Source organism: Streptomyces sp. NPDC048415 (genome assembly GCF_040651675.1).
Taxonomy (GTDB): Bacteria; Actinomycetota; Actinomycetes; order Streptomycetales; family Streptomycetaceae; genus Streptomyces.
Genome location: NZ_JBEZKJ010000074.1, coordinates 32,281 through 41,949 on the forward strand (window position 1 = coordinate 32,281; position 9,669 = coordinate 41,949).

General features: G+C 70.3%; 10 protein-coding genes and 1 pseudogene. 8 read left to right on the plus strand and 3 right to left on the minus strand.

The genetic code is table 11. From position 1 onward, the window contains the following. The first annotated feature begins 63 nt into the window (after window positions 1–63). Both AB0D27_RS34000 and AB0D27_RS34005 read left to right on the plus strand, forming a co-directional pair. Window positions 64–510 carry a DUF1772 domain-containing protein gene (locus AB0D27_RS34000; RefSeq protein ID WP_362516332.1) on the plus strand — a complete coding sequence of 149 codons (447 nt, stop codon included), beginning with the start codon at window positions 64–66 and terminating at the stop codon, window positions 508–510. A gap of 83 nt (window positions 511–593) precedes the next feature. Then, window positions 594–944 carry an antibiotic biosynthesis monooxygenase family protein gene (locus tag AB0D27_RS34005; protein WP_362516333.1) on the plus strand — a complete coding sequence of 117 codons (351 nt, stop codon included), beginning with the start codon at window positions 594–596 and terminating at the stop codon, window positions 942–944. A gap of 385 nt (window positions 945–1,329) precedes the next feature. On the opposite strand, the gene AB0D27_RS34010 is transcribed toward AB0D27_RS34005, so the two are convergent. Then, window positions 1,330–1,713 carry a metalloregulator ArsR/SmtB family transcription factor gene (locus tag AB0D27_RS34010; protein ID WP_362516335.1) on the minus strand — a complete coding sequence of 128 codons (384 nt, stop codon included), beginning with the start codon at window positions 1,711–1,713 and terminating at the stop codon, window positions 1,330–1,332. 132 nt (window positions 1,714–1,845) lie between these two features. Between AB0D27_RS34010 and AB0D27_RS34015 the strand changes: the two genes are divergently transcribed. Together AB0D27_RS34015 and AB0D27_RS34020 are read left to right on the plus strand one after the other, a co-directional pair. Next, window positions 1,846–3,825: a heavy metal translocating P-type ATPase gene (locus AB0D27_RS34015; protein ID WP_362516336.1), complete on the plus strand. Its 1,980-nt coding sequence runs from the start codon at window positions 1,846–1,848 to the stop codon at window positions 3,823–3,825. After that, the gene (locus AB0D27_RS34020) at window positions 3,822–4,223 is read left to right on the plus strand and encodes a (2Fe-2S) ferredoxin domain-containing protein (RefSeq protein ID WP_362516338.1); all 402 of its coding nucleotides are present in this window, start codon (window positions 3,822–3,824) and stop codon (window positions 4,221–4,223) included. Before AB0D27_RS34015 ends, AB0D27_RS34020 begins: the two co-directional genes overlap by 4 nt. 37 nt (window positions 4,224–4,260) lie before the next feature. On the opposite strand, the gene AB0D27_RS34025 is transcribed toward AB0D27_RS34020, so the two are convergent. After that, window positions 4,261–4,620: an MFS transporter gene (locus tag AB0D27_RS34025; protein ID WP_362516339.1), complete on the minus strand. Its 360-nt coding sequence runs from the start codon at window positions 4,618–4,620 to the stop codon at window positions 4,261–4,263. Between the two features lie 350 nt (window positions 4,621–4,970). On the opposite strand from AB0D27_RS34025, the gene AB0D27_RS34030 reads away from it, so the two are divergent. The 4 genes and pseudogenes from AB0D27_RS34030 to AB0D27_RS34045 all read left to right on the plus strand — a co-directional run. Then, on the plus strand, window positions 4,971–5,240 hold the full coding sequence (locus tag AB0D27_RS34030) for a hypothetical protein (protein WP_362516340.1): 270 nt from the start codon (window positions 4,971–4,973) through the stop codon (window positions 5,238–5,240). Window positions 5,241–5,610: 370 nt separating this feature from the next. Continuing rightward, window positions 5,611–5,757: a hypothetical protein gene (locus tag AB0D27_RS34035; protein ID WP_362516342.1), complete on the plus strand. Its 147-nt coding sequence runs from the start codon at window positions 5,611–5,613 to the stop codon at window positions 5,755–5,757. 67 nt (window positions 5,758–5,824) lie between these two features. Then, window positions 5,825–6,472, plus strand: coding sequence for a histidine phosphatase family protein (locus AB0D27_RS34040; protein WP_362516344.1), 648 nt, complete (start codon window positions 5,825–5,827; stop codon window positions 6,470–6,472). Between the two features lie 250 nt (window positions 6,473–6,722). Continuing rightward, window positions 6,723–7,173: pseudogene (locus AB0D27_RS34045) on the plus strand (TIGR03943 family protein); the annotation flags it as partial. A gap of 17 nt (window positions 7,174–7,190) precedes the next feature. On the opposite strand, the gene AB0D27_RS34050 reads toward AB0D27_RS34045, so the two are convergent. Beyond that, window positions 7,191–9,110 (minus strand): peptidoglycan recognition family protein, encoded by a 1,920-nt coding sequence (locus tag AB0D27_RS34050; protein ID WP_362516351.1) that lies wholly within the window; start codon window positions 9,108–9,110, stop codon window positions 7,191–7,193. Window positions 9,111–9,669: the final 559 nt, after the last annotated feature.

A 9,669-nucleotide genomic window follows, 5' to 3' on the forward strand; every position in this document is an offset into this window, starting at 1 on the left:
AGCGGGGAGCAGTACTAGCGTAGCCTCATTAGCTAGCGGCGCTAGCTCCCTGGAGGAGTCGTCATGCTCAACGCACTCGAGGTCTTCACTACCGTGGTCGTCGGCCTGATGGTGGGGGTCGAGTTCTCCGTCGCCTTCGTCATCAACCGGATCCTCAACGCCCTCCCCGAGGACAGCGGCCAGCTCGGCCGCGCCCACGGGGGCCGGATGCTCGGCGCCCTGATGCCGGTCTGGTACATCGGCTCGCTCGTCCTCGTCGCGCTCTGGGCCGTCGCCGGAGGGGACCGCCACGGCGCCGGCCTCGTCGTCACCGCCGGCGCGCTTCTGATCCTCAGCGTGATCATGTCGCTCCTGCTGCTCGTCCCGATCAACAACCGGAACAAGACGTGGACCCCCGAGAACCGGCCCGCCGACTGGAAGCAGCAGATGAACCGCTGGGACCGCTTCCACTACGTCCGCGTCGCCGTCATCATCGCCGCCTTCGCCCTGCTCGTCGCCGCCCTCGCCTGAGCCCGCGGGATCAGACGCCCAGCGCTTCGGTGCCCGCGGCGCCGGCGACACCAACTGACCGATAGCGAGAGGAAGTACCGAAAATGGCCAAGCTGCAGAGTCTCGACCCGCACACGCCGATGTTCGCGCAGTTCAGGGAGAAGACCGGGCCCATCGTCCTGGCCAATACCTTCTTCGTCCCGAAGGAGAGGACCGAATCGTTCCTGGCCCTCTTCCGGAGGCAGGCCGAGTTCATGAAGGCTCAGCCGGGATTCGTCTCCCTGCAGATGCACAAGGGAACGGCGGACAGTCAGCTTCTGATGAACGTCGCGGTCTGGGAGTCGACCGAGGCGCTCGCCACGGCGTTCGGCAGCCCGGAGTTCCAGCGCATGGCGGCCGACTTCCCCGACGACATCGTGTCGTACCCGCACATCTTCGAGCAGATCGACGCATGACACGGCAGCCGTAGCCGGGGGAGGGCAGCCGGAAAAGCCCCGCCCTCCCCCGGGCAGTCACGCATCCGCACCATGCGGGGTCGCCAAGACCGCCGACCAACCCCCCACACATGGCCCGTCCCCGACAAGGAGTCCCTATGGCCGTGGAACTGAATCACACCATCGTCCCCGCGCCATTGACCCGCAAGCCTCGGCTCAGTTCCTGGCCGGCATCCTCGGCCTGAGTGTCGATCCGCCGGTGGCGCACTTCACGCCGATCACGCTGGCCAACCAGGTCAGCCTGGACTGCGCGGGGTTGGTGGCGCGGCTGCACCGGGCCGGGCATCTGGCGCCGAGGCCCGTTCAGGCGCCTGTGCCGGGGTGAGGTGACTGGCCGCTCGGTTCATCACGCTCCGGCCACGGCAGCGGTGGCCGGAGCGTCGTCGCGCAGTCCCAGGCGCAGGTGTTCCACGTGATACAGAGCCTGTTCCAGCAGCTCGGCGACGTGGTTGTCGTAGAGCGCGTAGATGACCGAGCGGCCCTGTCGCTCGCCCGTGACCAGGCCGAGGTTGCGCAGCAGGCGCAGTTGATGGGAGCAGGCGGACTGTTCCATGCCGACGGCGTCGGCGAGTTCGGTCGCCGCGCACGGTCCTTCCTGGAGCCGGGCGAGGATCCGCAGCCGGGAGGGAGTGGCCAGGGCCTGGAGGGTGGCGGCCACATCGGCGGCGCCCACGGTTTCGAGGCGCTCGCGCGCGGTGGCGGTGGTCTCGGCATCAGCTCCATGGCCCATGGCCTTCATCCTACGGAATGGATGCAGGAACGCATGAATGGGTCTTCATGTGGTCCTGTATGATAGCGGGCGTGGCGTCGGAGTCCCGGCTGCCGCCGTCCCGTCGTACTCCCGTGAAGGGCTTCCGTTCCGATGACCTCCACCCTCACTCCACCGGCGGCCGACCCGGCCGGGCTCCCGCGTGAAGGCGGTGCGCCCCGGGGTGGTACCCGCGTCTTCGCGCTGCCAGAGGCGCGCTGGGCGGCGGCGGCCATCGTCCTGTTCCTGGTTGCGCTGCCGCTGCAGCTGACGGGCGCCCCGACGTGGGTGTGGGGTGCGCTGTACGCGCTGTCGTACGCGACCGGCGGCTGGGAGCCGGGATGGGCCGGCCTGCAGGCGCTGAAGGAGAAGACTCTCGACGTCGACCTCCTGATGATTGTCGCCGCGCTCGGGGCGGCGGCGATCGGGCAAGTCATGGACGGGGCGCTGCTGATCGTCATCTTCGCCACCTCGGGCGCGCTGGAGGCGCTGGCCACGGCCCGGACCGCCGACTCGGTGCGCGGTCTGCTCGACCTGGCGCCGGCCACGGCGACCCGCCTCGACGGCGACGGCGGTGAAGTGGCCGTCTCCGTCGAGGAACTGGCCGTCGGCGACACGATCCTCGTACGGCCCGGCGAGCGCATCGGCGCTGACGGGCGGGTGCTCGACGGGGCGAGCGACGTCGACCAGGCGACCATCACCGGTGAGCCGCTGCCCGTGGCCAAGGAGAAGGGCGACGAGGTCTTCGCGGGCACACTCAACGGCACCGGCGCCCTGCGCGTGCGGGTCGAGCGGGACGCCTCCGACTCGGTGATCGCCCGGATCGTACGGATGGTGGAGGAAGCGTCCGAGACCAAGGCGCCCACCCAGCTGTTCATCGAGAAGGTCGAGCAGCGGTACTCGCTGGGGATGGTCGCGGCGACCCTAGCCGTGTTCCTCGTCCCGCTCGCCTTCGGGGCGCACCTGACCGACGCGCTGCTGCGGGCCATGACGTTCATGATCGTGGCCTCGCCGTGTGCGGTCGTGCTGGCGACGATGCCGCCTTTGCTCTCGGCGATCGCCAACGCCGGACGGCACGGTGTGCTGGTCAAGTCCGCGGTGGTCATGGAACGGCTGGGCCAGGTCGACGCCGTGGCGCTCGACAAGACCGGCACGCTGACCGAGGGCACCCCGCGCGTCACCGACATCCGGCCGCTCGCCGGATCCGCACGCAACGAGAGCGAGGTGCTGGTGCTCGCGGCCGCCGCCGAGCACCCGAGCGAGCATCCGCTGGCCCGGGCCGTCGTGGCCGCGGCGCGGGAACGGGGACTCGCCCTGCCGGTGGCCGAGGACTTCGACTCCACGCCCGGCATCGGGGTCACCGCCACCGTCGACGGGCGGGTAGTCGCGGTCGGAGCCCCGGCCCGGCTGCTCGACGGAGCGGCGGACGTCGACTCCGCCCGTGCGGGGGTTCTCGCCGGTGAGCTGGAGGACGGCGGACGGACCGCGGTGCTGGTCACCGTGGACGCTGCGCCGGTGGGCGTGCTCGGCATCGCCGACCGGCTGCGCCCCGATGCCATCGCGACCGTGTCCTCGCTGGCGTCCCTCACCGGCGCCGCGCCCCTGCTGCTGACCGGCGACAACCCGCGCGCCGCTGCCCGCCTCGCCGCCGAGGTCGGCATCGACGACGTTCGGGCCGGGCTGCTGCCGCAGGACAAGGTGAGTGCCGTCAGGCAGCTGGAGGGCGCCGGGCGCAGGGTGTTGGTCGTCGGGGACGGAGTCAACGACGCACCGGCACTGGCCGCCGCGCACACCGGTGTCGCCATGGGCCGAGCGGGGTCCGACCTCGCCCTGGAGACCGCCGACGCGGTGATCGTCCGCGATGAACTCGCCACCGTCCCCGCCGTCATGGCTCTCTCGCGCAGGGCCCGCAAGCTCGTCGTCCAGAACCTCGTCATCGCCGGCGTGTTCATCGCCGCCCTGGTCGTCTGGGACCTGGCGGGCCACCTGCCGCTGCCCCTCGGTGTCGCCGGGCATGAGGGCTCCACGGTCATCGTGGGCCTCAACGGACTGCGGCTGCTGCGTGAAGCGGCCTGGAAGCGCGGCGCTCAGTGAGCCGGCGCAAGGTCCAGGCTGCCGACCGGGCGGCGCCGCGGTGCACGGTCACCGTGTGCCGGGGCTGTTGCTGCGGCACGGCCAAGATCCCCGGAGTCGACCACGCCGCCCAACTCGTCACGCTGAAAGCCGAGCTCGGGTCCGTCGCCCAGATCCGAGGCGTGAACTGCCTCGACGCGTGCGAACAGGCCAACGTCATCGTCGTACAGCCATCCCCGGCCGGACGTGCCGCGGGCGGGCGGCCGGTCTGGCTCGGGCTGGTCAACGACCCGGAAGCGACCGGCGACATCGTCACCTGGGTGCGGGCCGGAGGGCCGGGGCTGGCCGAACCGCCGGAGATCCTCGACCTGTACGAGTTCGGGCCGTCCCGGCGGGTCCGGCGGGGCATCGAGGACTGACCTGCCAGCGGTGGGCGTACTGCCCGTCAATGCCCCGTCAGCGGTGGGCGTGCAGCCAATCGAGGAGCGGGTCGTGGCTGTGCCGCAAGCCGTTCGCGACCCGCGTGGCCCCGACGACGTGGGGGTGCGCCGCATCGAGACCTGTGGGGTCGTGCTCGACGGCCACCGGTTCCCGCGACGGCCACAGACGCGCCGCGACCAGGCCCGCAGCGAGGGTGATCGCCCCGAGCACGAGCACGGCCGCCTGGAGTCCGGCAGCCGCGCCGAGCCACCCGGCCAGCGGGTACGTCAGCAGCCAGCAACTGTGGGAGAGGGAGAACTGGGCGGCGAACGCGGACGTACGTTCCTCGGGAGGCGCCGCGCGCCGAATCAGGCGGCCGGTCGGGGTGAGCACCATCGAGCAGGCGGCACCGAAGGCGGCCCAGGTGGCGAGCAGGGCGGGCCAGCGCCAACCGCCGCTCGTCGGTCGAGGTGGCGCCGAGCGCGGCGAAGACCGCGGTGAGCAGGAGTGCCCCGCGCAGCATCACCGCGCGGTCGGGGACCCGGTCGAGGACGCGCGGCAGGAGCAGCGCGACGATCATCGAGCCCGCGCTGCCCGTCGTGGCCCTGCCACGGCCATGCGCGCTCACGGTGCTGCTGCACCGCGCACAGCCCTGCGCCCCGTAACCCTCCGGCACTCCACCGACCAACGACATCCCGCACGCCGCTGACCTCGGCGTGCTCCCGATCGATACCGGAGTGTCCGCTGTGTCCGCACATCTGATCGCGATGTGCTGGGCGGCCCAGGGCTGCCCAGCATCCACCGCAGACAGCGATCTGCAAGCTGACCCGAGTCACGCACCCGACCGCTATGTCCAACCCGACGACGACGGTGGACTCATCGACTTCGTGACGTCCACCCAGATGGTCCTCGCCCTTGTCGTCGGGCTGATCGCTGTGTCCCTTCTGGTGTCCGTGCTGTGGGCGGAGCGCCGTGGCAAGACGGCGAAGGAGGGGGAAAGGGAGAAGAGCGGGTAGTCCGGCCTGCGGCGTTGGCGAGGATCAGGGCGAACACGGTGACGGCGAACCATCCCGCCTCCGTCAGGGCGCTGTACCGCCGCGCGAGGGCCAGCACCCCGCCGGGCGGCACCGCCTCGCCGTCCAGAACCCCGGACCGCTATCCGATTGCGACCACGTCGGGCGATGCGCAACGGGTGACCCATGCCGAGTTCGGGGCGGGGCTGCGCCGGCCGGTCGGCGGGGTGGTTCCGGACACCTGGCGGATGTTGCAGCGGCACGCTTTCCCTGACCCTGGAGCACATGAGTCACGACGTAGCGTCGGCCGTTCCATCCACTGCCGGGGGCGGCTGCTCTGACTCGTACGCGCGTTCGACAGGGTGGTTGAACGGTGTCGATCTGGCGCGCGGTGGCACGGGGCCGCTCCGCCGCCCTGTTCGCCCTGCCGGCCGGGTTGCTGGCCCCCGCCTGGACCTGGGTCTTCCCGGGCGGCTGCTGGAGTGCCTCCAGCACGCCGCCATCACGCCAGTCCAACTGATCGAGCAACCATCGCCTGGTCCCACACCATCCGGGGTCATGCCTTGGCAAGAAGGAGGTCGGTTCCCATGACGATCAGCCTGACGTTTCTGTGTGCGCCCGGTGGCGACGCCACCCTGGATCCGCTCCTCGGTGACGCTCCCCTGAGCGAGCGCAACCTGTGCAGGGCAGGCGCCGCGGGAGCAGCGCTCCCTCCCCACGAGCTGGCCGTCCGGGCGCCATCGGTCCGCTGCTCGCAGACCACTGATGCCTTCGGCCTGGTGGCAGCGACCGAGCCTGCGTTGCGCGATCTCGACCTCGGTAAATGGTGCGGTCGCACTGTCGACGACGTCGCCGCAACCGACCCCGACGGGTTCACCGACTGGCTCACCGACCCGGATGCCGCACCACACGAAGGTGAGTCCGTACGCCAGCTCTGCCGCCGAACAGCGGACTGGCTGAGCAGCGTGGCGCCCGACACGGGCCCCACAGTGGCCATCACCGAAGCCGGCGTGGTCCGGGCCGCGCTCATCCATGCTCTGGGCGTACCGGCAAGAACGTTCTGGCATCTCACTGTGCCGCCCCTGTCCGCGGTCGCCCTCACCTGGAGACGTGGCCACTGGGACGTTCGGCTCGGCTACGTCGTCACCCCGCGGGAGGCCCGGCGAGGGTTCCTCTCGCAATCAGCGACGCCTGTCCACCCGGGCGGCGGGAACCGATCAAGTTCGCCCCAGTAAACGATCTTCGTCAGCTCCGGGTAGGCCCTGACCCGGGCGCGGCTCTGCCTTGCTCGACACCTCGTGCCGTTGAGAGGCGCGAAGCCGGCCGAATTCCGGCGTGTCTGTCATTGCGGACTGTCGGTTGCAGACCTCGGCGTGGAGGGCACGCGGCGGTGCTCGAAAAGCCAGGCCAGAGGCAGTGCCGCCGCCCAGGGGGGCCCTGTCAGGTCACGAATTCCCGCCCCGCCGCCCATGGGGCACCCCGGTGCACGCCCCGCCGGCCCTCGGCGCGTACACCGCGGCACGTTCCAGCGACACAGCGGTCAAGAAGCGGAAGACGTTCGAGTCGCTGCCCACAACCTCGCCGCTCCCCATGACCCTCACGGACTTCACCACCCGGGTCCAGCAGGACCGCCAAGCGGCCATGAAAGGCCGCACCGTCCAGTTGACCGGCTTCGGCACGCCGGCCGGACAGGTCGGCGCCTGGTACCTGACCGGATCATCTTCACGTGCCGCGCAGCCGATTCACGCCCCGTCAAGTCCGCGTCTACGGGACCACGGCCCCGCCCGCCAACACCTGGCTGGCGGTGACCGGTACCTGGCACTCCAGCGGCACGCTCGGCACGAAGACCGCGGCTGCCGCCCTCGACGTCCGAACCGTCCGCCGCATCTCACCGCCGGTCAACGCATATACCGACGACCTTCCCCTCATGCCTTCCCAGTCCTGTGATGGGGCCTACGTTCCGGCGCGCACCACGTCCACATCCGTCGCACGGACGAAGGCCACGCGGTGGCCGAACTGGATTTCGTAATAGAGGTTGTCTCCCTTCACGAAACGGTCCGGGGAGGTGCTGTCGAGGTTCGACGGGTCGAAGTACGCGCCGGTTGTGCTGCCCTGGGTGACGTAGCGCTGGCCGGCGAGAAGTTCGTAGGGGAGGGGGGAGTCGGACTGGACGTCGATGTCGGCGGGGTAGGCCGACTCCTCGGGGTTGGCACGGCCGAACACCGGCACGTCGGTCAGGCCGGGCTTCGGGGTCACCATCAGGCCGACGGCACCGACGGCCGTCGGTCGTGATGACGGATTTCTGAACCATGCTTTCTGGCCCAGGTACCAGATGGCCGTCCAGTCCCCGCGCCGCTCTGCCACCGCGTACTGCTGGCCGGTGGAGACACGCGACCCGATGTCGTAGACGCCAGTCGTCGAGTCCTCACCATCCGGGTGTCTTCCGGAGTCCTGTACGAGCGGGGCATCCTCGCTCGGCTCTGTATACAGGCGGACCGCGCTGGAGCCGTGCGGCGCGCACGGCTTGCCGTCCGCGGTGCAGCCCGTGTATGGCGTCCGGTTCGTGGCGAAGTCCGGCAGGACGGTTACCAGGTCGCTGTTCGTTCCTGCCGTGGCGCGCAGCGGCGCACCGAGGAGGGCGAAGTAGTGACGCCAGTTCCAGTACGGTCCCGGGTCCTGGTGCATGTCCGGGATAGTGGAGGCCACCGGGCCGGGCACGTTGTCATGGCCCAGGATGTGCTGGCGGTCCAGTGGAATGTCGTATTTCTTGGCCAGGTACTGCACCAGTCGGGCCGACGAGCGGTACATCTGCTCCGTGTACCAGGTGTCCGGCTGCGCAAGGAATCCCTCGTGCTCGATGCCGATCGACTTGGCGTTGACGAACTGGTTCCCGGAGTGCCACCCCACATCCTTGGTCTTGACGTGCTGGATCGTGTGACCGTCCCGGGAGCGGATCGTGTAGTGCCAGGACACTTCAGCCGGGTCCTGCACCGTCTTGATCATGGATTCGCCGAGGGCTTCGGTGTCGTGGATGATGATGTACTGGATCTTCTGGTCCAGTGGGCGGTTGGCAACGTCGTGATTGCCGAACCGGCCCTCGGCGAACTCCTTATGTGGGGCGGGGATCCAGTCGCATGCGAGGGTCTCCGGGCACTCAACACCGTGCTTGGCGTTGTTCCGGGCATTCGCCTCAAGACGCAGCGCCTTCACTTGCTCGGCGTCGGGCCGCACACCGGGGCTCGCCCCGAGGCTGACCTGCTGCCCGGTGTCCGTGGTGCGGCGGGCGCCTTTGCGGATCACCTCGAACACGTTGTTCGCATACGCTGCCGCCGCCCCGCTGTCGTCCGAGCCCGAAAATCGCGCCACCGCGCCCCACCAGTCACCCGGGTCGGCGCTGAGCGGTCTGCCGAGGTGCCGCTGCGTCGCCGCCAGGAGCGCGGCGCCGCCGCGTACGTTCTCGGCGGCGTCGGTGCGGAGCCTGCTCGCCGGGATGTCAATGAGTTCGGCTGCCCGCTCCAGGGTCGTAAGCCCCTTGGGGAGTCCGCTCTTCGCCGTCGGCGCGCCTGACGCCACCGTTACCGGACGTGCCGCATCGTGTGTGGTGCCGTCGTGCGGCGACCCGGCCAGGGCCGCTCGCGCGTCAGTGAGGTGCATGGGCCCGTAGCCGGCGCTGACGCTCGGGGCGCCTGCGTGCGCGTCCCATCGGGATGCCATGTACGACATACCGAGGAGGACGCTCTGCGGCACCCGGTACTCGGCAGCGGCGTCGGCGAAGGCACGCTGCAGCCGTGACTCGGACGCCGCCTGGGTGCCGGCCAGCGGTCCAGCACTGAGCAGTGGCACCAGTAGCGCGGCCGAGGCGGTCACGTGCATCACCCGGTGCAGACACCTTGCGACCGGAGCGCGGGTGGTGACAGGACCTCGCATAGGGACCCTCCTGAGACAGTCGGGCGCGACGGGGCACACGCCGACAGCACGGCATGAGCGCCGGCGGTTCCTCGAAGATTCGCCAAAGGCAGCCGGGGTGAGGGAGTTGTCCCGTCGACGCGGCCACTCCCGCTACGTTCTCCCGGCCGGCGTACTCGGGCCTGCCGATCTTCACCGGCGCGGCCCAATCTCCGGTCCGGTGCCACCCGGTCGGCGGCCAGGTCCCACTCCCGGCCGACGATGTGTGGACGTGGCCGAGCCGCGTCCAGGCAGCACGCGATGTGATCGGGTTACCGCAGCGCCGCTCCGCCGTGGCGACGGATGTTGGGTGTGCGACGCAGTCGATTTCCGACACGTCGCGCCTTCGCGATGCGGGAGGTGGCCCGGATCCTGCCGTCCCAGGACCATCAGTCAACTTGACCCGGTCGTAAACGGCCGGGCTTGGAGGTAGGGCATCACTGGCTGTGGTGTGGCCTCCTCCGTCCGGACACCTAGGAAGGTGCTG

What these genes read in the sequence shown, in the direction of transcription:
- AB0D27_RS34000 (WP_362516332.1), top strand. Translation starts at nt 64, where the DNA reads ATGCTCAACGCACTCGAGGTCTTCACTACCGTGGTCGTCGGCCTGATG.
- AB0D27_RS34005 (WP_362516333.1), top strand. Translation starts at nt 594, where the DNA reads ATGGCCAAGCTGCAGAGTCTCGACCCGCACACGCCGATGTTCGCGCAG.
- AB0D27_RS34010 (WP_362516335.1), bottom strand. Translation starts at nt 1,713, where the DNA reads ATGGGCCATGGAGCTGATGCCGAGACCACCGCCACCGCGCGCGAGCGC.
- AB0D27_RS34015 (WP_362516336.1), top strand. Translation starts at nt 1,846, where the DNA reads ATGACCTCCACCCTCACTCCACCGGCGGCCGACCCGGCCGGGCTCCCG.
- AB0D27_RS34025 (WP_362516339.1), bottom strand. Translation starts at nt 4,620, where the DNA reads ATGGTGCTCACCCCGACCGGCCGCCTGATTCGGCGCGCGGCGCCTCCC.
- AB0D27_RS34040 (WP_362516344.1), top strand. Translation starts at nt 5,825, where the DNA reads ATGACGATCAGCCTGACGTTTCTGTGTGCGCCCGGTGGCGACGCCACC.
- AB0D27_RS34050 (WP_362516351.1), bottom strand. Translation starts at nt 9,110, where the DNA reads ATGCACGTGACCGCCTCGGCCGCGCTACTGGTGCCACTGCTCAGTGCT.